We start from the raw sequence: 24,510 nt of genomic DNA on the forward strand, positions 1-24,510 counted from the left end.
GATCACGCCTCCTCAGCGGCGGTGACATCCAGTAACACGGCGCCGTCGCTCACCAATTCACCCGGCTCGAAGAAGAACGCTGCCACTGTGCCATTAAAGGGGGCTTCTATGGTGTATTCCATCTTCATCGCTTCCATCACCATTAAGCCTTGGCCTTTTTCAACCTTATCGCCAACATTGACCAAATGAGTGACTATGGTGCCGTTCATCGGTGCTTTAAGCTTATCTTCTGCGCTGGCTTGTTCTTCTACCTGTTCGGTTTGAATCGCACGATAGTGATAGCTACCAGTGGGCAGAAATAGGGTGAAATCTTCGCCTTCACGACTCACAGGGATCTTGCTCTTATGACCATTGATCTCGGCATGGAGCAGATCATCAACCAGCTTACCGCTCAGGTTGAGTTGTTGCTGGTTGAGCTCAAGCAAGTAATGTTCACCCACTTGAGAAAGATTAAGCTGTTGCAATTGATGCTGATCATCGAGTAAAGATAACTGATGTACGCCGCTGCGGTTCAACCTAAAACCACTGACTTGCCCCCAAGGAGAGTATGGGTCGTTACTATTAATGGCATTGAGTTTAGCTTGCTCTTTTTGGGCGCAAAGGTGGTATAGCGCCGCCAAGGCGAGCGCCGCATTTTGTTCGTTGCTGTTGTCGGCATCAAGGTTCGTACCAATCAGGGTTTCACCGTAGCGCTCGATAAAGTCAGTGCTAAAGTCTGCAGCCGCAAAGGCATGATGCTCAGCGATATTGGCTAAGAATTCGATGTTATGTTTCAGACCGCTGATCTGATATGACTCTAAGGCATGCACCAGACGTTGTAAGGCGCGTGGACGAGATTCATCCCAGACAATGAGCTTGGCAATCATCGGATCGTAAAAATTACTGATCACATCATTTTCACGAATACCTGAATCGATACGCACGAAACGGTTTTGCTCGGGCTCACGCAGGAAGTTGAGCTTACCGCTGGCAGGTAGAAAATCATTTTGTGGATCTTCAGCGTATATACGCACCTCGAAAGAGTGACCATGGATGCGTACTTCCTGTTGGCTTAGTGGCAGTTCACTGCCGCTGGCAACCATCAGCTGCCATTTAACCAAGTCTTGGCCGGTGACCATTTCGGTGACAGGGTGTTCGACCTGTAAACGGGTATTCATCTCCATGAAGTAGAAGCTATTGGCTTCTTCTGTCGCATGGGTATCGAGCAGGAACTCAACCGTACCTGCACCGACATAATCGATGGCTTTAGCGGCGGCTACGGCGGCTTCTCCCATGGCTCGGCGCAAACTATCACTCAGTCCCGGAGCTGGGGCTTCTTCAACCACTTTTTGATGACGTCGCTGGATTGAGCAGTCGCGATCTGACAGATAGATACAGTTGCCTTGGCTATCGGCAAACACTTGTACTTCGACGTGGCGAGGCTGTCTTAGGTAACGTTCAATGAGTAGCTTATCGTTACTAAAAGAGGAGGCCGCTTCACGACGAGCCGAGTTGATAGCTGCAAGAGCTTCACTTTCTGACTCGACGATACGCATACCTTTACCACCACCGCCATAAGCGGCTTTGATCAGCTGCGGAAAGCCTATTTGTTTCGAGGCCGCAAGTAAGCTGGCGTCACTTTGATCATCCCCATGATAGCCAGGCACTAAAGGTACATTCGCCTTTTCCATGATGATTTTAGCGGCACTTTTACTTCCCATGGCTTCGATAGATTCGCTACTTGGGCCGACAAAAGCGATACCGGCTTGTTCACATTGACGGGCAAACTCGGCATTTTCAGACAGAAAACCGTAGCCGGGATGGATTGCCTGAGCGCCGCTGCGTTTAGCGATATCGATGATCAACTCGCCTTTAAGATAGGACTCGCTAGGTGCACTACCACCGAGATAGAAAGATTCATCGGCCATGGCCACATGACGGGCATCTTTATCGGCATCAGAGTACAGCGCAACGGTTTTCACGCCCATTGCATTGGCGGTTTTAATGATGCGACAGGCGATTTCACCTCGGTTGGCGATCAGTAATTTATTAAACATAATCAACGACTCCGTGCAATACAGCTGTGACAGACGGCTGGGTAATATTTATCAGTGATTTTGTGGTTATTATTTTCATATCACTTCCACTTGGGGCTGCGTTTGTCGAAGAAGGCATTGAGTCCTTCCTGACCTTCATCCGACACGCGGATGCTGGCGATACGTTCGCTGGTGTAGGCTAAAGTGCTGTCATCTATTACGCCATCTTCGAGACGAGAGAGCAGCTTTTTGACCCACGCCATGCCTTGTGGGCTATTACTGCGAAGCGCTGCAATGATAGGCGCTGCTGCACTATCTAGGTCGTCATCGATTTCATGAATGACGTTAAGTTTCAATGCGGTTTCAGCGTCAAAACGCTCGGCGGTCAACATATAACGACGTGCCGCTCTTTGCCCCATGGCGCGAACCACATAAGGGCTTATCACTGCTGGAATTAATCCCAGTTTGACTTCACTTAAACAGAAGCTGGCGCGCTGATTGGCGAGGGCGATATCGCTGGCGCAAATCAGTCCTAGGGCACCACCAAAGGCTGCCCCTTGTACTAAGGCGATGGTGGGCTTTGGAAACTTATCCAGTTTATGCATCAAGCTGGCGAGTTCGTTAGCATCAGTTAAGTTTTGCGCGAAATCCATGTTGGCTTGTTTGCGCATCCAGTTGAGATCGGCACCGGCGCTGAAGTTTTTGCCTTCGGCTTTGATCACTAACAGCTGGCAGTCATCATTGCTGGCAAAACCGTCTAGCGCGGCGATCATTTCACTGATCATCACCTCATCGAAGGCGTTATGTTTGTCGGCGCGGTTAAGCACCATCTCTGCAACCCCTTGATTGAGGGAGCAGATTAAATAGTTAAATCTGGTCTTGCATGGGTCTATGGGCGTTGTCATATCCGTGTCCTTAACTCTTGTTCAGTACCATTAGTCGCTTCGCTTACATGCGGAATACGCCAAAATGGGTCTCCTGAACGGGGGCATTTAAGGCGGCTGACAGGGCTAAGCCGACAACGTCTCGAGTTTGTGCTGGGTCAATAATGCCGTCGTCCCACAGCCTTGCACTGGCATGATAAGGATGTCCCTCTTTGTCATACTGCTCGACAATTGGCGCGCGGAAGGCGGCTTCATCTTCTTGAGACCACTCGACTCCCTTACGGGCTAAACCATCACGACGCACGGTTGCCAATACGCCTGCGGCTTGTTCGCCGCCCATCACTGATATACGGGCGTTAGGCCACATCCACATCATGGTGGGTTCGAAAGCTCGTCCACACATACCATAGTTACCCGCGCCATAGCTGCCACCAATGATCACAGTGAATTTAGGCACATTGGCACAAGAGACGGCGGTCACCATCTTGGCTCCGTGTTTGGCAATGCCTTCATGTTCATACTTTTTACCCACCATAAAACCAGTGATATTTTGTAAGAACAGCAGTGGGATCTTGCGCTGGCAACATAGCTCAATAAAGTGAGCCCCTTTTTGTGCTGACTCAGAGAACAAGATGCCATTATTGGCCACAATACCAACGGGGTAGCCATGAATTCGTGCGAAACCACAGACCAAAGTGGCGCCGTAGTTGGCTTTGAACTCGTCGAAATCAGAGTCATCGACGATACGCGCGATCACTTCTTTGACATCGAAGGGCTTTTTAAGGTCGGTGCCGACGATGCCATAGAGTTCATTGATATCGAATTTAGGTGGTTTAACCGGGCTTAGCAGGCTTTCAATCTGCTTATTATGATTAAGACGAGTGACGGCCTTGCGCGCTAACTCCAGTGCGTGTTCATCATTTTGTGCCAGATGATCTGCCACACCCGAAATCTTGGTGTGCACTTCTGCGCCGCCAAGTTCTTCGGCAGAAACCTCTTCGCCAGTCGCCGCTTTAACCAGTGGTGGCCCCGCAAGGAAAATCGTGCCTTGCTCTTTAACGATAATCGATTCATCCGCCATAGCAGGTACATACGCGCCGCCTGCGGTACATAAACCCATTACCACGGCAATTTGCGGGATCCCTAGACCAGACATCTGCGCCTGGTTATAGAAGATGCGGCCGAAATGATCTCTGTCGGGAAACACTTCATCTTGTCGGGGTAAGTTGGCGCCGCCTGAGTCGACCAAGTAGATACAAGGCAGGTGGCAACGCTTGGCGATATCTTGAGCACGAAGGTGTTTTTTGACCGTAAGCGGGTAGTAAGTGCCGCCTTTTACGGTGGCATCGTTGGCGATCACCATACATTCGACACCACTGACTCGGCCAATACCCGCGATAATACCTGCGGCAGGCACCACATCATCGTAGACCTGATATGCGGCAAATTGGGAGATTTCTAAAAATGGTGAGCCTGGATCGAGCAGTTTTTCTACCCGTTGACGAGGAGAGAGTTTGCCACGTGCCAGATGACGTTCCATCGCGACGGCACCGCCGCCTTGTTCTATTTCGGCCAGCTTAAGTTGCAGGTCAGCGACCACGGCGCTCATTTGCTGCTGTTTGGTTTTGAATTCATCGCTGCGGGGATTGATTCGACTGCTGAGTTGAGTCACGGCAATGTTCCTTGTAAGACGGTTTAAACGGGAGTGAATGCTCCCGTTGGCCGAGTCTTGACCCGGCCGTACGGGTGATTAGTGCTTATTTCGACTCGTTAAAAAGCTCACGGCCAATTAGCATGCGGCGGATTTCTGAGGTACCCGCACCAATCTCATATAGTTTGGCATCACGAAGTAATCGGCCTGTGGCGTATTCGTTAACATAGCCATTGCCGCCAAGTAGCTGGATAGCATCGAGTGCCATTTTGGTCGCCAACTCCGCAGAATATAAAATAGCGCCTGCGGCATCTTTACGAGTGGTTTCACCGCGATCGCACGACTTGGCCACGTTGTAAATATAGGATTTAGCCGCATTCATGCCGGTATACATATCGGCAAGTTTGCCTTGGACTAATTGGAACTGACCGATAGATTTACCAAACTGCTCACGCTCATGGATGTAAGGAATGACGATATCCATACAAGCGGTCATTATCCCAAGTGGGCCGCCAGATAGCACTACGCGTTCGTAATCTAAGCCGCTCATCAATACTTTTACGCCGTTATTTAGGCCGCCAAGAATGTTCTCTTCAGGGACTTCACAATCTTCAAATACTAATTCACAGGTGTTCGAGCCACGCATTCCGAGTTTGTCGAGTTTCTGCGCCTGACTAAAGCCTTTAAAGCCTCGTTCAACGATAAATGCGGTGATGCCGTGAGGGCCTTTATCCATATCGGTTTTGGCGTAGATAACATAGGTATCGGCGTCAGGACCATTGGTGATCCACATCTTGTTACCGTTAAGGATATAACGATCGCCTTGCTTTTGAGCGCTAAGCTTCATTGAAACCACGTCAGAACCAGCATTGGGCTCACTCATTGCGAGGGCGCCGATATGTTCACCGCTGACCAGTTTAGGAAGATATTTGGCTTTTTGTTCGCTGTTACCGTTACGGTTGATCTGGTTAACACAAAGGTTCGAATGGGCGCCGTAGCTTAAGCCGATAGACGCCGATGCACGAGAGATCTCCTCCATCGCTACCACATGAGCAAGGTAACCCATATCGGCACCACCAAACTCTTCAGGCACAGTAATACCCAACAACCCCATGTCACCGAGTACTGGCCATAACTCGTTTGGAAAGGCGTTATCCTGATCGACCTTGGCTGCGATAGGCGCGATTTCATTGGCGGCGAAGCCTTGTACGGCATCGCGGAGCATATCGACATCTTCGCCAAGACCGAAGTTGAGAGATGAGTAGAGTTGAGTCATTGTGTTATCCTACAGGTCTATTTTTATAATAATTATTTGTTGTTAATATTTTTAATATCAGTTGCTTGTGTTAATTTTTATGGTATTAAATTTATTGAGTACGGTACGGCAATTATGATTCTTGCAGTGCTAATGCTTCTCGGCATTGTTGTTCTGCTGAGGTCAGCTCCATCAGTACCACTTTGATATCATCCATCTGTTGCTGCAGGGCACTTTTTTTCTCTTCCACCAGTTCGAGCATGGTGTGCAGCTGAGAGCTACTGTTTTTGTCGGCATCGTAGAGCTCGAATAGACGGCGGGTTTCGGCTAATGAGAATCCGAGACGTTTACCGCGTAAAATCAGCTTGAGACGCACTCTGTCTTTAAGGCCATAGATGCGAGTCTGCCCGCGGCGCTTAGGTTTCAGTAGACCTTGGTCTTCATAAAAGCGGATGCTTCGGGTAGTGATATCGAACTCTTTTGACAGATCGCTAATCGAATAAGTCGTCTTTGGACTGTGTTTATCATTCATTAAAAATTACCATAACAATTAACTTTGATAGCACGATATATGAAGTTTACGTAAAGGTAAAGATTTGCAGTGGTCAAATCTTCGCTATTTCCTAAAAAACTCCCCTACAGCTGTCAATCTCAGTTCACATTCAATCATCAGCATGACACTCCTATTTGAAGTTAACGTTAGTGTTAGGCAAAGGTCTAATGGGAAATCTTATTGCGCTCTCCATAATGAAATAGGGATCAATACCCATGTAAAGTTTAAGGACAAGCCGGTATGGAGCTCAATTAGAGGCATATCATTGGGAGAGGGTCATGAAGGCATTACATAAGCAGCTACATCAGCAATCAATTGAAAATCCTAATGCTTTTTGGGAAGAGGCAGCAAAGAGTCTAATGTGGGATAAACCATTCTCTCGGGTATTGGATGATAATGATGCACCCATGTACCGTTGGTTTAGTGGGGGAGAGCTCAATACCTGCTATAACGCAGTTGATCGTCATGTGGAGGCCGGACGTGGAGAGCAGATTGCAATCCAGTATGTGAGTCCAATAACCGATACTGAATATGGCATCACTTATACCGAATTACAGGCACAAGTCAGTCGTCTTGCGGGTTACATGGCCGCTCAAGGGGTCAATAAAGGCGACAGAGTGGTGATTTACATGCCTATGGTGCCTGAAACGGCTTACGCCATGTTGGCCTGTGCTCGCCTAGGTGCTATCCATTCTGTGGTGTTTGGTGGCTTTGCGGCGAACGAGTTGGCAACACGTATTGATGATGCCAAACCAAGCATGATCCTATCGGCATCTTGCGGCATTGAGCCTTCTGGTGTCGTGGCTTATAAACCCTTGCTTGATGAGGCGCTGAGCCAGACCAAACATCAGGTGAGTCAATGCCTTATTTTAAATCGTCCTCAGTTAACGGCTGAGCTGGTCGAAAGACGAGATGTCGATTGGCAGAGTGCGATGGCCACCGCGCCAAATATCGCTTGTCAGCCTGTTGCGGCAACCGATCCCCTTTATGTGCTTTATACCTCGGGTACCACGGGGCAACCTAAAGGTGTGGTGCGTGATAATGGTGGCCATGGGGTGGCGCTAAGTTGGTCGATGAAGAATGTTTACAACATCGAAGCCGGAGATGTGTTCTGGGCAGCATCCGATGTGGGCTGGGTTGTGGGACACTCATATATTGTCTACGGGCCTTTGTTGGTGGGGGCGACTACCTTGCTGTTTGAAGGTAAGCCGATAGGCACTCCAGATCCTGGGATTTTCTGGCGTATTATCGATAAGTACAAGGTGAAGAGTTTCTTTACCGCGCCAACGGCAATCAGAGCTATTAAGCGAGACGATCCTGACGGTGAATATTTGAATAATGTTGATCTCAGTGGATTGGGCACTGTGTTTTTGGCTGGTGAACGATGTGATCCCGATACTTTACATTGGACCGAGCAACAACTGAAAAAGCCTGTGATCGATCATTGGTGGCAGACAGAAACAGGCTGGCCGGTTGCGGCCAACTTGATGGGCGTCGCGCCAGTACCAGTAAAAGCTGGTTCGCCAGCTTTGGCTGTTCCGGGCTATAACGTGCAAGTGGTCGATGAAATGGGTGATGAAGTCTCAGCCAATCAAACCGGTAATGTGGTGATTAAACTGCCGCTACCACCGGGGACACTTACCACGCTTTGGCATAATGAGGCCCGTTACAAAGACAGTTATTTATCTATGTATCCCGGCTTTTACCTCACGGGTGATGCAGGATATATGGATGAAGATGGCTATCTTTATATTATGAGCCGTATCGATGATGTGATTAACGTTGCTGGCCACAGATTATCGACTGGACGTTTCGAAGAGGTCTTGTGTCAGCATGAGGCTGTTGCCGAAGCGGCAGTGATTGGCGCTGCGGACCAACTAAAAGGCCAGGTGCCGCTTGGACTTGTAGTGCTAAAGAAAGGCTGCACCTTAACAGATGAGCAGCTTTACAAAGAACTGATTGCCTTAGTGCGCGAGCAGATAGGTCCCGTTGCGGCGTTTAGACTCGTCAGTGCCATTCCTAAACTGCCTAAGACTCGCTCGGGTAAAATTTTGCGTGGCACTATGCGAAAAATTGCAGACAATCAAAGCTATAACATGCCTGCGACCATTGAAGATCCTTACACTCTAGAACTCGTACGCAATGTGTTGACCCGAATGGGTTATGCTGATGCGCACGTATAATGAGCTTGCCTAATGTGTTAATGATTAGAGGCAAGGGATTAATGGAAAATTGAAAAAGGGAGCTTAGGCTCCTTTTTTATGGCGCTTGTGTTCTTGTTGCTTTAATACCCCTGTGACTTCACATCACTGAAGTTTGAAATATTAGACATAAATTAATCGAATATTTGCTTGATTTTGCAAACAGTAAATCTGTTTTAGTGATTAGCTTGATCTGAAATATCAACTGGTCACAACACAAGAGGATTGAGTATAATTGCGCTCACTTCAAGCCTGTCAGCTATGCTTAATTAAGCCTTTTAAGCGAAAGACTTAATTATAACTCTAATGTAATCATGAAATTACAAAATAAATAAGCTTAGCGTAGGCATAATCATTATTTCCCGTGGGGAAAATCAAATGCAAAATCATTCTGACCTATATGATATTGGCGTGATTGGACTTGGCGTGATGGGCAAAAATCTTGCGCTCAATATCGCCGATAATCACTACAAAGTGGCAGCTTTCGATCTTGATGTTGCCAAGATTGAAGCACTGCTTGAACAGGAACAAAGTGAACGACTTGCAGGCCAGGGACAAAGGATTGTCGGCTGTAGTCATTTTTCACAAATGGTTTCAACGCTCGCTAAACCTCGTATTTTTGTTTTATCTGTCCCTGCAGGTGGCCCGGTAGACGGTGTCTGCAGTGCTTTGTTAGATGCAGGTATCGAAGCTGACGATATCGTAATCGATACCGGTAATAGTTTATGGACAGATACTGTGGCTCGTGAAGGCCAATATGCTGGTAAGTTTAATTTCTTTAGCTGCGCTATATCCGGTGGAGAAATGGGCGCCCGTTTTGGCCCCTCTTTGATGCCAAGTGGTGACTTGAACGCTTGGAATCGCATTAAACCCATTTGGGAAGCGATTGCCGCTAAGGTTGACCCAGACACGGGGCTGCCAATAGAGCGTCAAGAACCGGGTAATCCGGTGACAGAAGGTGAGCCTTGCACAACTTATATTGGCCCTGCGGGCTCGGGTCACTATGTGAAGATGGTGCATAATGGTATCGAATATGCCGATATGCAGCTAATTTGTGAGGCTTATCATCTGCTTAGTAATGCTTGTGGAATGACCGCTAGCGAAATTAGCCAAGTATTTGAGCGCTGGAATCGCGGCAGTTTAAACAGCTATTTGATGGAGATCAGCGCCGATGTATTGGCTCAAGCCGATCCTATCACGGGTAAGCCTTTGGTGGAGATGATTCTCGACAAAGCCGGTCAAAAGGGAACCGGTTTATGGACTGCTGTTAGCAGTTTGCAAATTGGTTGCCCAGCCCCAACGATCGCTGAAGCGGTTTATGCTCGGGCGGTTAGCACTCAAAAATCGCAGCGTCAGCAGTTGAGTCACCGGCTTGCAGGCCCAAGTGTTGAGCCGTTAACCGGCGAAGAGCGTGCGGTATTTATAGACCAACTTGAGAGTGCACTTTATTGCGCCAAAATTGCTTGTTATGCCCAAGGTTTTCAGCTGATGGCGATGACGGCCACAGAAAATGGCTGGCAGTTGGACTTTGCCGAGATTGCTAAGATTTGGCGTGCCGGTTGTATCATTCGTGCTCGATTCCTGCAGTCGATCACCGAGGCTTACCAACAAGCCGATAATCAAGCGGGTTTAGCTAATTTGCTTATGGCTGACAGCTTTAGCTCTGCGTTATCGGCCAAACAACTCGATTGGCGCAGTGCCGTTGCTATTGCGACGCTACGTGGTGTACCTGTCCCTTGTATCGGCTCGGCACTAGCCTATTACGATAGTTATCGCTGTGAGACTTTACCTGCGAACTTACTCCAAGGCCAGCGCGACTTTTTTGGTGCTCATACCTTCGAGCGTACAGATAAGCCGAGCGGTGAGAAATATCATCTCAACTGGAGCCATAAACAGCGGACGCTAGATAAGCTTTAAATTTAAATGGTTGAGAAAAAACGCCTCCAATTGGAGGCGTTTTTATGTTGAGTAGACTATTGACGGGTATTAACCAGCGCATTGGCCGTTGGCATAGCAGCTTGGCTCTCTGGGACAACTGGCACCACGAGAGCAGATCAATCTTGCCTCACTGTCCATTCCACGTTCAACCCAGTTGATATTTAATATTTTAGCCACGCGCTTAATGTCACTCTTGAGTCCCGAAGGTAGTGGCGCAGAGCCATGGTTATCGACACAAAGCTGTTTTAGCTCTCTGGCTATGGCATCGGCATCACCGCCTTGAGCTTCGATAGCGGGATTAAGATCGATGCCGGCACAAAGCACATGGGGATTGCCCGCTAAGTCCTTGACACGTATTGACTCGCAGCAATAGATCTTAGGCTCTTTGGCCACATCAAGAATGGAAAGCTGTGCTGAGCTTCCTGTCGATTGGGCGTTAATCATTCTAAATACCGCCCAGTGCTGACAGGGATCTTCCACTTGTCGCATATTGCCCCAAGGCAGTGGAATGCCGTTACCACGATAAACCGCTTTTAATTTACCCGGCGAATAGGCATCGAAATAGTGCCAATAACGATAAGGGGACACCGCCGTCATTCGACGCATTGCCACCGAGGGGGAAACGCCGATTTTTTTCGCTACATCAATCTCATAGCCGTGGCGGTCTAGCAGTTGTCTGAAAGGCACTTTAGGGCAGAGTAGTGCGCCAGCAAAAAAACTAGACTCAAAGTCACGCCAAGCATGCAAAATATCTTGGGGATCGACACTCGATGAATTTGACGAGTTAATACTGACATCGCCAAGGCTGGTGCCGTGGCTGCGACCCGCAACCATGATGCTTTTTAGGCCATCTTTGTTGTGTAATACACAGTGACCAATATGAACCGCTAAATCATATTTGAGTCGATTAGTGTGTTTTTCCAGTAACTTATTGACATAAATATGGTTAGGTAATTCGAAATAAGAGGTGATGATATGCTCATCAGTAGCATTCGCTTCTTTTTTTATTACCTGGGGGGCTTGGTCGAACCAATTGACTTTAAGACCTAAGCTTGCGGTGATGTCCAAAAGATCATCTAAGCTTAGCGGCATACGTTTTTGACCGACTTCTTCGGCAGCGCGTTCGAGATCGGGAAAATGATTTTGATGATGTTCTTGATGGGCGCGGATGAGTAAATGAGCAAATTGCCTGCCGCTGATCCCCGTTTGTGACAACATCTCTGGGATCGCAATTTGTAAAATTTCATTGGAGAATAAAAAACTGGGTTCCAGCGCCATACCGCTAATACCGCCGCGGGTACCTTTAACGGGAGTGATTGCGTGTGCCTCTGGTGCATCGTCAAGAAACCAGTCGACCTCTTTTTGAAATACGGCAGCAATCACAGCCAACATACCTGCACTCGGTACCCGTTTACCCCGTTCAATCATCGACAGATAAGACACAGAAGGCGCAGATTCGGCATCCACTCGAATACAACGGGCCGAGAGATCTTCCATCGTTAAATTGTTTCGCTTTCGTAGGTTACGGATTTTAGTGCCTAGAAAGTGAGATTTTCTCATCAAGCTGCTGTTGTTTTTCATTTTGTAAAATTCACACTGTGAAATTTTTATTGTGAAATTGTAATCAAAAAGTGGCTAGACTACAAATACTAGCTTAAAAACTAGGCAACCAAACCGACTTAGGACTCAGGGTGATAAAGATAGCAGCAATGCTTATCACGACTTCTAACAGTATGGTTTACAAACCGAGTTAGCAATAAATCACAAGACGTAAAGGATGAGGCTATGAATATTCAGGCTGAGCAACAGGACATAATCGAGCAACCTATATACAACTTCATCAAGCAGGTGATGCCTATGACACTGACCAATGGAAATAACGCATTAGATCAGGCTCAGCAAGAGACGGATAATATGGTCTACGCCAAGCAGATCCTCGATCAGTACTTTCCTTTGAGCCATGGCTCGCACCAAGATGTATGCAGTTATGTGGTTTATTACAATCAGTTACTGGCTTTTTTTGCTAATGGTCAGCAAAGTGGTTTGGCGCAACCAAGACAGTTTGTTGCCTTCACTGGACATAAATGTGAACCCAGCACCATTTTGATGAAAAATAATGGTTTTCATCTTGAGATTTCTTTAGCGGCTAAGGGCAAGCATGAGATTTGTGATTTAGCAGGAATTGAAGATGTGCAAGTGGAAGCAGCATTAATGACCATAGTTAGCCGTGAGAGTACACCCGCATCACGCAGCTGGACAAGCCTGATCAGTGGACAGGTTGATCATCGCAATAAGCAGTTTACTGCTAAAGATGGCGAGCCTTATGAGCTGTAATCGACAGGTGAAATACTTGAATTTTTAACTTTTGCATCAGATGACAAAGAGTAAGAAACAAGTATTAAGTAACATCCAATAAGCCGTAATTGATAGGTCAACGCACTGTGTAGCTATAGCTTGAATAAATTTAGCTTGAATGAATATAGTGCTTAAACCAATCATTTACGGCTTTTTGTTTAGCTTATAAAGTGAAAACGAATCCAATACTGAATAACGCGCTAAAAATAACTGTGAGTTTAGCCGTCTGGCCTAATAAGGGGTTCAAGGTTTCTCCAGAATTAACACTAAATTGTTGATTTAATTTGCGGGCTAGGATTAATGACAGGCCGCTTAGCAGCACAGGTAAGCCCGGTAAAATACCCAATAAGAAACTGCCAATGATCAATGCAAACGGCAGGTAAACTAGGGCTTGATAAACTACTTTTGCCTGATCCTCACCAATTTTTACCGCCAAAGTAAACTTGCCTGCTTTCTTGTCAGTGTCGATATCGCGGGTATTGTTTACCAACATCACCGCTGCGTTAAATAAGCCGATGGCACTACCCAAAACCCAAGCACTGGTGCTAGTGTCTTGGGCTTGCAGAAAATAACTTCCTACCACAGCGACTAAACCAAAAAAGACAAACGCAGCGACTTCACCTAAACCATGGGAAGCCAACGGGTAAGGGCCGCCACTATATCCCAGCGCACCTAATATAGAGGCCGCGGCTAAAATGGCAATTGGCCAGCCGCCGTGATGAATAAGTAAAGAGCCAACTGCTAATGCCAATAACAGGCATAAGATCATTGCATTACGTACTTTATGGGGGGCGAGTAAGCCACTTTGGGTTACTCGTAATGGCCCGATTCGCTCTTGAGTATCGATACCACTTTTAAAATCAAAATAGTCATTGGCTAAGTTCACTGCAATTTGCAGTAGGACGGCACAAAGCATCGAGGTGAGTGCAATTAACCAGCTAAATGATTCGAGGTTAAACGCTAAAACGTTACCGACTAGTAAAGGGCCTATCGCGGCTGGGAGTGTGCGAGGGCGTGAAGCAAGGATCCAAGGATTCATTATCTAAGTTCGTCGTTATGTTGCTAATGCAATATGAGGAGAGTGATCTGCTGCAAGCATAGCAAGAAATACTAAGTCGATGAAGCGCTTGTATTAGCAATCTGTGAACAGCCTCGGTTTATTTTCAATGTATGGACGAGTGTAATGACGGATTTTTTAAAGGGTTAACAGCCTGCTGGTGGACTAATTGCTAAAAGCTTGAAGGGACGCACGTTTATCGCTAAATCCATAATTAAATCTGCTGTTAACTTCAAAGAATAATTGCTTTAAATATGCTCCTATGTAAGAAGCTATCGGATAAGTGGGCTATAGATGTTTCTATTCTATCTAATTAATATTTAACTACTTTATTAAATTAGTTAGGAGTCATAACAGCTAAGCTTGCGTTAATAAAAGGAATTCTCAGGTGATGCGTTTTGATGGGCAAGTTGCGATTATTACCGGAGCCGCCACAGGGTTGGGCAGAGCCTATGCTATTGCCTTAGCTCAAAGGGGAGCGCATGTTGCTTTAATCGATTCCGGATATTCACAAGAACAAGATATTAAAACAGGTCGTACCGAACTGGAATCCACCATAGATGCCGTAAGTAAAATAGGTGCCGAAGCGTCTGCGTTTGCCATCGATGTTTGTGATGAGGTGGCGATAGCCGATATGGTCAACAAGGTTATCAAGCGCTGGGGACGGGTCGATGTTTTAATTCACAATGCCAGTATTCATCAACCTTGTGCATTTGAACGGTTAACTAAAGCGCAATGGCAGCGGCAACTAGATGTCGATGTGAATGCTTGCTTTAATCTGACTAAACTGATTTGGCCTATCATGAAGCAACAAAGCTACGGCCGAATAATTGTCAGTAGCGCGGCCAGCGGGCTGTATGGCAATATTTATGAGACCTGTTTTAGCACGAGTAAGATGGCGCTGGTCGGTTTTGTCAATAGCCTGTCTATGGAAGGGGTTGATTATAATATTTGTGTTAATGCCATTATTCCTCACGCCTTAACCAAGATGAATGAAAACCATCTTGCGCCTGAAGTAAAAGCACTTTTTTCCATGTCCTCGGTGAAAGCCGTCATGTTATTTCTCAGCTCTAAGTTAGCGCCGACAGGCCAGCATCTTCTGGTAGGCGCGGGAAGTGTGAGTCGCGGTGGATTTACCGAATTTGTCCACGTATCTATTGAAGAAGAGGATTGCAAACCTGAGAAGGTTCACGACCGTTGGCATGAAATTATGCATGCCGCGCCTTGCTGTCAACATGCCAGTGCTGAGGCGCAGGTCACAGCTTGGGCACGCCGTCGTGCGCAAAGTCGCGGGATCGATATCGAGTAGTTTTGGCGCATAACGAAGTTGTTAACTCTGATGTTTAATTCAGTGTTTTCATTCTAGTTCACAAGTGAGTCTGATAACTTCAATATTACCAGTAAGCTAGCAACATAATGCCTTTCTAAGGTAAGCTTGGCGCTAATAAGTTTATGTTGTTGGTGAAGTGTAATGAGCCAAGTTTTAGATGATCTGTTATCGCTGCTTTCGCTTGAACAAATCGAAGTTGGTCTATACCGAGGGCAAAGCCAAGATTTAGGTTTTGGTCATGTTTTTGGTGGCCAGGTGATGGGACAAGCCCTAAGTGCAGCGGCGCAAACTGTCGATAGCGATCGACAAGTTCACTCTTTCCATTCCTATTTTTTACGTGCTGGCGATGAGAAACTGCCTATTGTATATGATGTTGAAATCATGCGTGATGGCGGTAGTTTTAGCGCTAGACGGGTCAAAGCGATCCAAAAAGGTAGACCCATCTTTTACATGACCTGTTCATTTCAAGCGGTTGAGAAAGGCTTCGAACATCAAAGCAAGATGCCCGATGTGCCTGGCCCTGAAGGCTTATTGAATCAGCAGGAACTAGCGATGACATTACGTGACAAAGTCCCTGCTCATGTGCTGGAAAAATTCATGGCCGATTCGCCATTAGAGATGCGATTGGTGAATCCCAGTAGTCCTGTTGCACCAGCAGAATCTGAACCAAAACGTTATGTGTGGATTAGAGCCAATGGCAAGATTGCCGATGATTTGGCAATGCACGAATACTTGCTGGCTTATGCTGCCGATTTTAATTTCTTAGTGACAGCAGTACAGCCACATGGTGTGTCATTTTTAACACCGGGTGTGCGAATGGCTACAATAGATCATGCAATGTGGTTCCATCGCCCGCTGGATCTTAATCAGTGGCTGCTCTATAGCATAGATAGCCCGAATGCCGGTGGTGGTAGAGGTTTTGTCAGAGGTGAATTTTTTACCCAAGATGGACAATTAGTTGCTTCGGCGACACAGGAAGGTTTAATTCGATATGCCGATGTTAATTAACGGCTGTTTATAGGATGAGATTATGAAATCAAAAATTCACGCCATTATTAGCCTTTGTTGTTTAATACTACTGAGTGCTTGTGTCACTGTTGAGCCTGAGCCTCCAGTGATTGTTAATGGGGCTGCAGGTTATTTAGAGAAGATCCCTCTACCGCAAGGTAGCTCAATCACCATTGCAGTGATCGATCTCGATACCCCCGGGGTGATTGTTGCGCAGAAGAGCTTCGATATTGCCAGAGCCCCTGTGCCGTTTAAGTTTACTTTTGCATCCGAGACGATAGATAAGTCAATTAACTATGGTGTCGTGGCGATGATTCAATATCAGGGCAAAGTCATATTTCAGACTTATGATCGGTTTCCTGTGATTCACAATAAAAAATACACCACGGAAGTTTTGATGAAGCGAGTGCCAATGCAATAATTGATGTTGCAATTTTATGGATGTAAAAAAGGAGCCGTTGAGCTCCTTTTTCGTTTTCAGACATTAGGTCAGTTGAATTTTGCTGCGAGCTCAGGTTACTTAGCTTTTTTAGCCGCTTTTTCGGCTTTGCGCTGCTCTTTGGTGCGCCAGTGACGAGTATTATAAATAAACTCAGGCAGCAATACGGTTAACCAAGCCACCAAACGCCAGCGCTTGGTGATGTAGGCTTTACGTTTGGCTGATTGCATTGCCTTGACGACTTGTCTGGCGACTACATCAGGAGGAGATAGCCATAGGCGGCTTTGCTGCATTGCGGCTTTATCTAGTAGCCCCAGTTGTAGATCGGTAATGGTGATTGGTAATTTGAGACGCTGTGCATGCATGCTCAAACCTTCAAGATAATTGCTCGCATAGGCTTTAGAGGCATGATAAGCCACACTTGGGCCACCGCGTAGACCTGCAATTGAGTTTACCGCTGCCAGTTGACCATATCCCTGTTCGGTAAATAACCTAAATGCCGTATTACAAACCGCACTGAAGCCTTGTACATTGACGGTAATAATGTCGGCTTCGGGTTGCCAGGGTAGGCTTGGGTCATAGCTGTTAAGGCCGGTATTAACCACAACTAAATGCACGGCTTGCAACTGTTGCCATAATGATTCCAAGGTTGAAATTATCGTCTGTGGCTGATCTATCTGTAAGCCATGCACAGTGACTTTAGTGGCTAAGGAGGCGGCAAAATCGGTCAAAGATTCAGGATCTTGTGCGAGTAACACTAGTTCGACATCCTGATCGGCGAGTTGCTTGGCTATTTCACGACTGAGAAGTGAGCTCGCGCCCACAATAATGGCTGTTGCTTGTGTCATGGAGGTTTTCGATAGCAAATGGTTGACCTATGATAAGAAGATAATGGGTGGAGAACAAGATTTATAATATAGACTTGTAGACATCTAGAAGTCTTTATGTATGATTAGGGAGAAGAGTATGAAACTGTGGTTTAAATTAGCGTTAACTTCATTAATGGCTTTGGGCTTATTTACTGGGTGTGCCAGTTCAAATAGCAGTGTTGAAATTGTGGGTGAGGTTTGGTTCAAGGAACGTATCGCCTTACCTCAAGATGCCGTGTTGACCGTGCAAGTGCAAGATATTTCAAAAATGGATACGGCAGCTGTGATATTGGCTGAAATTGCGCAAACACCGGTTGTTTCGCCTGCTGCGTTTAAGTTTGTGATCCCCGCAGATCAGTTCCAGAAGGGACATACTTACGCCATTGGTGCCAAGATCCACCATAACGATAAATTACTGTTTATTAATACTCAAACCTATCAAGTCGATGTTGGCTCTCCAGAGTCGCTATCGGTGTTAGTTCAACGAGTCGGACGATAAATTTAAGGTTATCGCGCCGATTTAATTGTCATCGCATACCCTTAAAGTATGTGTAACATGTGAAAGAGGCGCGGTATGCCGGTAAAAATTCCTGATAATCTGCCAGCAGCAGAGATCCTCGAATCAGAAAATATCTTCGTTATGTCCGAAACTCGGGCTGCGAATCAGGATATCAGACCGATGAAGGTGCTGATCCTCAACCTGATGCCTAATAAAATTGAGACAGAAACCCAACTGCTTAGATTACTGGGTAATACGCCGTTACAAGTCGATGTCGATTTATTGCGTATCCACGATAAAGAATCCAAACATACCCCAAGCGATCACATGAATAACTTCTATCGTGATTTCGAAGATGTGCGCCATAAAAATTATGATGGTCTTATTATCACGGGGGCGCCACTTGGTCAGATTGAATTTGAACAGGTCAGCTACTGGGATCATATTCGTGAGATCATCGATTGGTCGCAAGACCATGTCACCTCGGTATTATTTTTATGCTGGGCGGCGCATGCTGCGCTTTATCACCTCTATGGATTACAGCGTAAATTATTGAACAAAAAGCGCTCTGGTGTGTTTTGCCATCAGCGTACTTCCAAGCATTTCCCCTTATTACGCGGGTTCGATGAGGAGTTCTTTGCGCCCCATTCACGGTTTGCCGAAATGGATGTTGAAGATTTACGCACTCATCCAGAGCTGCAAATTTTGACTGAATCGGATGAAGCAGGCGCTTATATGGTGCTTAGCCGGAGTAATCGCAATCTGTTTGTAATGGGACATCCTGAATATCAAAAGTCGACCTTAAAGGACGAATATCAACGCGATTTAGCCGAAGGGTTAAACCCTGATGTGCCGCTGAACTATTTTCGTCACGATGACCCTGAGCAAGCCCCTGTGGCTCGCTGGCATGGACATGGCAGCTTATTGATCAGTAATTGGCTTAACTATTACGTTTACCAGTTAACGCCATATAATCTTGAAGATATGGCGGGGATCACGCCTTGGGAAAGCTCGAGTAAAGAGTAATATCAATCGGTATAATAGCCTATTAGCTAAAAACCGTTAAAAAGTCCTGCGTTAAGGAAAGAGATGACCAGCTGCATTATTGATACTCCAAGACTAATGATGCGCGAGTTCACCCTCGATGATGCCGCTGCTGTATTGCGTTTTGCCACCGACCCGCAAGTCAATCGATATACTGGGGACAGCGGCCGTATAGCAAGTATTGAAGATGCGCGCCAGCTTATTGAAACCGCGTGGCTCAGTGCTTATCGTCAACATGGTTTTGCCCGCTATGCACTGATCTGCAAACAAGATAGTCAACTGATAGGCTTTTGCGGCATCAAGGTTGAGCCACTGTTGAACCGTGGCGCGGGGGGGATCGACATAGGTTATCGTATGCTGCCTGACTATTGGGGGCGCGGTTACGCGACCGAGGCGGTGAAGGCCTGTATTGATTATGCCCACCAACATTTGGGGATAAGCAAGATTGAGGCTGAGGTGTTGCTGGATAATATAGCGTCTCAACGTGTGCTTGAAAAAGCGGGCATGACCCTAATGGAAAGCTATAGCTTTGAGGGCGAGCAGATCAAACGCTATCAGATTGAATTTGATTAAGTCCGCTTTCGATCGACTTTAACCTAGCTTATTTGACTCAACCTATTTCAGTCAGCTTATTTCATTTAACTTAGCTAGTTGAGGCTGCAATTCCTCTGGCAAGGATATGTGTATTTTCTCAGAAGTTAACGGGCAAATAAAATCTAGGAAACAGGCGGTTAACTGTAGGTTAGGATCGCCTAGTTGTGCGTTACCATGTTGCCTGTCACCAATCACCGCAAAGCCTATGCTGGCCATGTGGATGCGGATCTGATGTTTACGTCCACTGTCTATCTTTACCTGTACCAGCGAGCGATTGTGCTCGGCATCATATTCCACTAAATAGGCATGGGAACAAGCGGGTTTACCATCGACCTCGCTATTGATGGTTTGCATCTGCGCGGGAAACTCTCCGTTCACGATCACTCGATATTGTTTATCCAGTTGGCGCAGTTCAAATAGCGCAGCCAGTTTCGCAGTCACTTTTTTAGTGTGACCTATGATAATAAGCCCGGTAGCGGCTTTATCGAGTCGATGCACAATAAACGCCGGACGCTGCGGCGTTAGATGGGTTTCAACGAAGCGATTAATCGTGGTGTGATCGCTCCATTTTGAGCCTTGGCATAACATACCATAGGGCTTATACCAGATGCTGTAATCGCCTTTGTCTAACAGTAATTGGGCATCATCAACGCTTTGGGTCAGAACCTCAGCATTATAATAAAAATATAATTTATCGCCGGGTTGTAGCGGCTTCTTTGCGCGTCGTAATCTTTGCGTATATTTCCCTCGACTGAGCCATACAGCGCCTTTCGCCATCGCCTGCTTTACCGCTTGTTTAGATAACTGACTTTCTGCGGCCAAGAGTGCACATGCATCTTCACCCGCTTGAGTAATGCAGACTTGATATTGGCTCGGACTCGGAGGCTGACTCATGGTAAAAATAGTGCTTTAGTTAAGGTAATGGCGGCAAGTTTACACTATTTTGCTGTTACTGTGGCGCAATCCCTTGCAAGCATCAACTTGGGCTAATGCCATAGTACGGTTTTAATGCAAATCGACTTGTTCTTACTCCCAGAGCGACTTAAGGTTAGTAGTAATACCAATCAGTATCATAATTCCTTGCTACCAATATCTGGCTAAGGCGTAAAGAGGCGAAATATGGACACCCATTTACAGGCAAAGATTAAACATTGGCTCGACCTCGACGGCGATGAAAGCAGCCGCAACGAGATACAAAGGTTAGTCGACAACGGCGAGCATGCTGAACTTGCGGCGCGATTCAGTGGCCGCTTGATGTTTGGTACCGCAGGGATCCGTGGCGTGGTCGGCGCCGGCCCAATGCGAATGAATCCGTTGGTAGTGCAGCAAACTTCAAAAGGGGTTGCTGAATATCTAAAGGCGCAATTTAAAGATGCCGCCAGTCGCGGAGTCGTGATTGGTTACGATGGTCGTCATGACTCGAAGCGATTTGCTCATGATGCTGCCAGCGTTCTAGCGGCTAGTGGTATTAAGGTGTTTTTGACTGACAAAGTCGCACCCACCCCGTTAGTGGCGTTTGGTGTTTTACATCTTGGTGCTGCGGCTGGCATTGTGGTGACCGCAAGTCATAACCCGCCGCAATACAATGGCTATAAGGTTTATTGGGGTAATGGCGCGCAGATTATTCCTCCTCATGACAGCGGAATCGCGGCACGTATCGAGCAGGCAGCAACTCAAGCTGTGACGCTAATGGATCATGATGAAGCAAGCGCGGCAGGCTTGTTAACTCTACTTGGCGATGAGTTTTATCAAGCCTATCGTCAGGGGATCCAACAGGCTGAAGCGTTGCAAAATCATCAAAATCCTCAGCAGGTGAGTCTGGCTTATACCGCGATGCATGGCGTTGGTGCCGAAATGGCTGAAACAGTATTAAAAGATGCTGGGTTTTCCCAAGTTTTTTCTGTGGCAGCGCAGCGTGAGCCAGATGGTGATTTCCCAACGGTGAACTTTCCAAATCCCGAAGAGGCGGGAGCCATGGACTTGGTTATGCAAGAGGCTCATAAACAGAGTGCGATGTTGGCTTGTGCTAATGATCCCGATGCTGATCGCTTTGCTGTTGCAGTCAGAAAGCCCGATGCCACTGCCGATATGGCAGCGGTAGATGCCTATCAGATGCTTACTGGCGATCAAGTTGGTGTGCTGTTCGGTCATTATCTATTGAGTCATGCCAGTAAAGATCAAGGCTTAACCTGCTGTACTATCGTGTCATCCAGTCTATTGTCTAAAATAGCCGAATCGATGGGCGCCGTATGTGAAACCACATTAACCGGATTTAAGTGGCTGACAAATGTGGGCATGGCTAAGCAAACTGACACCCATCGCTTTTTGTTTGCCTATGAAGAGGCGCTGGGTTACACCATTGGTACACTGGTGTGGGATAAAGATGGCTTGTCGGCGCTGCTCGCTTTTGCCCAGTTAACGGCGGAGCTGACAGCTAAAGGGCAAACCCTATGGGACCGACTCGAAGCTATTTATCGTCAGTATGGCTTCTATCTTAACCAACAGGTGAGTATCGCGCTGACAGGGGATGCCAACAGACCAACCATAGGTGAGCAGCTCAGAGCCGATGTGCCTAAGCAGATTGCCGGACTAGCAGTATTATCAATCGACGATATCAGTGTCGGTAAACGTTATTTTAGCGATGGTAAGGTTGACGCCATCGACTTGCCTAGCAGTGATGTGTTGATTTATCGGCTCGAGGGCGGGGCGAGGGTGATAGTCAGACCATCCGGTACCGAGCCTAAGGTGAAGTGTTATTACGAAGTGGTTGAGGCCTTTGCTGAACAGGAAACCTTAGCTGACGTGCAAGCTAAAGCAGCCAAGTCTATGGCTAAGCTGATTGAGTTACATCAGCAATCCTTACCCAAGTAAAAATTAATTAGAGCCCATAAAAAACGCCTCAACATTGAGGCGTTTTTTATGATCGGACAGATTTTATGAAAGCGCTAATAGCTCGGGTAGGAAATGCTCGTCCTGCTGTGCAATCTCTCGCTGTTCGGCCAATACCTGTTGCAGGATATCATTGCCTGTTAGCGGGTTGGCTAACACGACCCTGAACACCACAGCAGTCAGATCCAGGTTGTTTTCTGGGATGATCTTGGTGCGTGACACGAAGGACTTTCCTTGTTCACGTTGGCGCTTTTGAATGAACTTAGTTAAACCGTCGAGCAGAGCATTGATCTGTTTAAGCTTGTTTAAGTCTTGCTGCTTTGCGGCTTGTGCCAATAATGTCTGCACTTGGCTTGGCACGTAACGATAGGTCAGCAAACACAGCTCGGGGCGTGAAACTAACTGAAAATCATCTTGTTGCTCAATCATTTCTGCGAAATAGCGGGCCTTTTCCAGGCTGTTGTTAATTAAGATCTCATAGCCATCACGGCCAATTACCTGTAAGCAAGCATGGACTAACATCGCCATTCCGGGGCGAGAACCTTCTAAGGTTTGGCTGCCTAAGTCTTTAGAACCTTTACGTAAAATATATTCGGCGTGATGCTTAATGGCATCGGCAAATTGTGGGTCTTTAAATAGCACCATGCCCGCGCCCATAGGCACATACATCTGTTTGTGCGCATCGATGGTCACAGAATCGGCGCGTTCTATGCCGCTCAGCAGGTGACGATATTTGCGCGATAATAGGCTGGCACCGCCCCACGCAGCATCCACATGGAAATGACAATCTAGTTCCTCTGCGAGGCAAGCAAGCTCGTTAAGGGGATCGATATTACCCGTCTCGGTAGTACCGGCGACACCAACAATGGCCATCACCTTAATGTTTCGCTGACTAAGCGCTTCGGCAGTGGCACGCATCTTAGCGACATCGACTTTATTGTCTTTAGCACAAGGCACCTGGATGATATTGTCGCGGCCAATGCCGAGTAAATCTGCGGTTTTACCTAAAGAGTAATGGCCACGGGTCGACACTAAAATGGCGAGATCGTCATAGCCGTAGTAGCGTAATGCAGAGATTAATCCGGCTTGTGCCACGCCTTTAAAATCGTCTGTCGGCTTGAGTAGTCGATTACGGGCTATCCATAATGCAGTGATGTTCGCGACCGTTCCGCCTGAGCTGAAAGCCCCTAACGAATGGTTGGCACTGTGCATCCAATCTTGATAGAAAGTCTCATCTTGGTCGTAGACTAGATGGTGCATCATGCCAAGCACTTGGCGTTCTAAAGGCGTAAATGCCTTAGAGGTTTCTATTTTGACTAGGTTTTGATTTAACCCCACCATCATCTTCGACAGCGGTAACACAAAATAGGGCAGTGCTGAGGTCATGTGACCGATAAAACTTGGCGCAGAGGTGTGTACGCTGTGAGCGACCAAGGTTTGCATCATCTGCTCTGCATAGTCAGAAACGAAGCTAGGTGAGGCCGGTATTTGGTGAGTTTGGAAATCTTTTTCGATTTCAGAAAGCGGTTTTTCTACCGCAACGATGCTCTCTTTCAAAAATCCCATCAAGTTCTGTGACAGGTTTTTCTCAATCTGACTAAGGGTAGAGCTTGGTGCTTCCGGTAGCGTGAAAATACGCAATAACGCATCTTCTGAAGCCGTCGCTTTTCGTATCTGTTTAGATGTCATCGAGGTGCATCGCTTAACCTGTGACGCACATGCAATGTGCAGCATGTGGTCGAAAAAAAGGAGCTAACTTTACTGTAAGCTTTATACCGCATCAAGAGGAAAAGTGAAATGGCCGTTTTGTAGCAATATCTTAGATATTTCGCATTAAAGCCTGAGAAAGTAAACGCCGAGTACAGTTTCTGTCTCGGCGTATTGGGTTTGATGTACTCAAATAAGTATCAGCGGTTAAACAGATACTTA

General features: G+C 46.8%; 20 protein-coding genes. 10 read left to right on the forward strand and 10 right to left on the reverse strand.

What is annotated here, in order from left to right:
- Positions 1-2: 2 nt before the first annotated feature.
- The 5 genes from L1D21_RS04305 to L1D21_RS04325 all read right to left on the reverse strand — a co-directional run bounded on the left by L1D21_RS04305 (position 3) and on the right by L1D21_RS04325 (position 6,337).
- Complete coding sequence (locus L1D21_RS04305) at positions 3-2,036, reverse strand: acetyl/propionyl/methylcrotonyl-CoA carboxylase subunit alpha (protein WP_239843987.1); 2,034 nt, start codon at positions 2,034-2,036, stop codon at positions 3-5.
- Positions 2,037-2,116: 80 nt separating this feature from the next.
- Entirely contained in the window at positions 2,117-2,920 is an 804-nt protein-coding gene (locus L1D21_RS04310; protein ID WP_239843988.1) for an enoyl-CoA hydratase-related protein, read from the reverse strand.
- A 43-nt stretch (positions 2,921-2,963) separates the two neighbouring features.
- Complete coding sequence (locus L1D21_RS04315) at positions 2,964-4,571, reverse strand: carboxyl transferase domain-containing protein (protein ID WP_239843989.1); 1,608 nt, start codon at positions 4,569-4,571, stop codon at positions 2,964-2,966.
- An 85-nt stretch (positions 4,572-4,656) separates the two neighbouring features.
- A complete protein-coding gene (locus tag L1D21_RS04320) occupies positions 4,657-5,826 on the reverse strand; it encodes an isovaleryl-CoA dehydrogenase (RefSeq protein WP_239843990.1) in 1,170 nt (389 codons plus the stop codon).
- A 112-nt stretch (positions 5,827-5,938) separates the two neighbouring features.
- Positions 5,939-6,337, reverse strand: a complete 399-nt coding sequence (locus L1D21_RS04325; protein ID WP_239843991.1) for a MerR family DNA-binding transcriptional regulator — start codon at positions 6,335-6,337, stop codon at positions 5,939-5,941.
- A gap of 299 nt (positions 6,338-6,636) precedes the next feature.
- On the opposite strand from L1D21_RS04325, the gene L1D21_RS04330 reads away from it, so the two are divergent.
- On the forward strand, positions 6,637-8,541 hold the full coding sequence (locus tag L1D21_RS04330; RefSeq protein WP_239843992.1) for a propionyl-CoA synthetase: 1,905 nt from the start codon (positions 6,637-6,639) through the stop codon (positions 8,539-8,541).
- 396 nt (positions 8,542-8,937) lie between these two features.
- On the forward strand, positions 8,938-10,476 hold the full coding sequence (gene gndA, locus L1D21_RS04335) for an NADP-dependent phosphogluconate dehydrogenase (protein WP_239843993.1): 1,539 nt from the start codon (positions 8,938-8,940) through the stop codon (positions 10,474-10,476).
- Positions 10,477-10,545: 69 nt separating this feature from the next.
- Here the strand turns inward: gndA and L1D21_RS04340 are convergent, their stop codons facing one another.
- Positions 10,546-12,078 (reverse strand): DUF3612 domain-containing protein, encoded by a 1,533-nt coding sequence (locus L1D21_RS04340; protein ID WP_239843994.1) that lies wholly within the window; start codon positions 12,076-12,078, stop codon positions 10,546-10,548.
- A 204-nt stretch (positions 12,079-12,282) separates the two neighbouring features.
- On the opposite strand from L1D21_RS04340, the gene L1D21_RS04345 reads away from it, so the two are divergent.
- Positions 12,283-12,831 (forward strand): malate synthase, encoded by a 549-nt coding sequence (locus L1D21_RS04345; RefSeq protein ID WP_239843995.1) that lies wholly within the window; start codon positions 12,283-12,285, stop codon positions 12,829-12,831.
- Between the two features lie 184 nt (positions 12,832-13,015).
- Here the strand turns inward: L1D21_RS04345 and L1D21_RS04350 are convergent, their stop codons facing one another.
- Positions 13,016-13,891, reverse strand: a complete 876-nt coding sequence (locus L1D21_RS04350; protein WP_239843996.1) for a 1,4-dihydroxy-2-naphthoate polyprenyltransferase — start codon at positions 13,889-13,891, stop codon at positions 13,016-13,018.
- A 409-nt stretch (positions 13,892-14,300) separates the two neighbouring features.
- Between L1D21_RS04350 and L1D21_RS04355 the strand changes: the two genes are divergently transcribed.
- The 3 genes from L1D21_RS04355 to L1D21_RS04365 all read left to right on the forward strand — a co-directional run bounded on the left by L1D21_RS04355 (position 14,301) and on the right by L1D21_RS04365 (position 16,668).
- Positions 14,301-15,218, forward strand: a complete 918-nt coding sequence (locus L1D21_RS04355; RefSeq protein WP_239844188.1) for an SDR family NAD(P)-dependent oxidoreductase — start codon at positions 14,301-14,303, stop codon at positions 15,216-15,218.
- A 162-nt stretch (positions 15,219-15,380) separates the two neighbouring features.
- Positions 15,381-16,247: an acyl-CoA thioesterase II gene (gene tesB / locus L1D21_RS04360; protein ID WP_239843997.1), complete on the forward strand. Its 867-nt coding sequence runs from the start codon at positions 15,381-15,383 to the stop codon at positions 16,245-16,247.
- Between the two features lie 22 nt (positions 16,248-16,269).
- Positions 16,270-16,668 (forward strand): YbaY family lipoprotein, encoded by a 399-nt coding sequence (locus tag L1D21_RS04365; RefSeq protein ID WP_239843998.1) that lies wholly within the window; start codon positions 16,270-16,272, stop codon positions 16,666-16,668.
- 95 nt (positions 16,669-16,763) lie between these two features.
- On the opposite strand, the gene L1D21_RS04370 is transcribed toward L1D21_RS04365, so the two are convergent.
- Positions 16,764-17,534 (reverse strand): SDR family NAD(P)-dependent oxidoreductase, encoded by a 771-nt coding sequence (locus L1D21_RS04370; RefSeq protein ID WP_239843999.1) that lies wholly within the window; start codon positions 17,532-17,534, stop codon positions 16,764-16,766.
- Between the two features lie 118 nt (positions 17,535-17,652).
- Here L1D21_RS04370 and L1D21_RS04375 point away from each other — a divergent pair, with 118 nt between their 5' ends.
- From L1D21_RS04375 to L1D21_RS04385, 3 genes are all read left to right on the forward strand, one after another.
- Positions 17,653-18,054 carry a YbaY family lipoprotein gene (locus tag L1D21_RS04375; RefSeq protein ID WP_239844000.1) on the forward strand — a complete coding sequence of 134 codons (402 nt, stop codon included), beginning with the start codon at positions 17,653-17,655 and terminating at the stop codon, positions 18,052-18,054.
- 75 nt (positions 18,055-18,129) lie between these two features.
- A complete protein-coding gene (metA, locus tag L1D21_RS04380; RefSeq protein WP_239844001.1) occupies positions 18,130-19,080 on the forward strand; it encodes a homoserine O-succinyltransferase in 951 nt (316 codons plus the stop codon).
- Between the two features lie 63 nt (positions 19,081-19,143).
- A complete protein-coding gene (locus tag L1D21_RS04385; protein WP_239844002.1) occupies positions 19,144-19,671 on the forward strand; it encodes a GNAT family N-acetyltransferase in 528 nt (175 codons plus the stop codon).
- Positions 19,672-19,722: 51 nt separating this feature from the next.
- Here L1D21_RS04385 and L1D21_RS04390 read toward each other — a convergent pair whose 3' ends face one another.
- Complete coding sequence (locus tag L1D21_RS04390; RefSeq protein ID WP_239844003.1) at positions 19,723-20,586, reverse strand: RluA family pseudouridine synthase; 864 nt, start codon at positions 20,584-20,586, stop codon at positions 19,723-19,725.
- A gap of 225 nt (positions 20,587-20,811) precedes the next feature.
- On the opposite strand from L1D21_RS04390, the gene L1D21_RS04395 reads away from it, so the two are divergent.
- Complete coding sequence (locus L1D21_RS04395) at positions 20,812-22,563, forward strand: phospho-sugar mutase (protein WP_239844004.1); 1,752 nt, start codon at positions 20,812-20,814, stop codon at positions 22,561-22,563.
- Between the two features lie 63 nt (positions 22,564-22,626).
- Here the strand turns inward: L1D21_RS04395 and panP are convergent, their stop codons facing one another.
- A complete protein-coding gene (gene panP, locus L1D21_RS04400; RefSeq protein ID WP_239844005.1) occupies positions 22,627-24,270 on the reverse strand; it encodes a pyridoxal-dependent aspartate 1-decarboxylase PanP in 1,644 nt (547 codons plus the stop codon).
- Positions 24,271-24,510: the final 240 nt, after the last annotated feature.

The organism is Shewanella sp. Isolate11 (assembly GCF_022398315.1).
Taxonomy (GTDB): domain Bacteria; phylum Pseudomonadota; class Gammaproteobacteria; order Enterobacterales; family Shewanellaceae; genus Shewanella.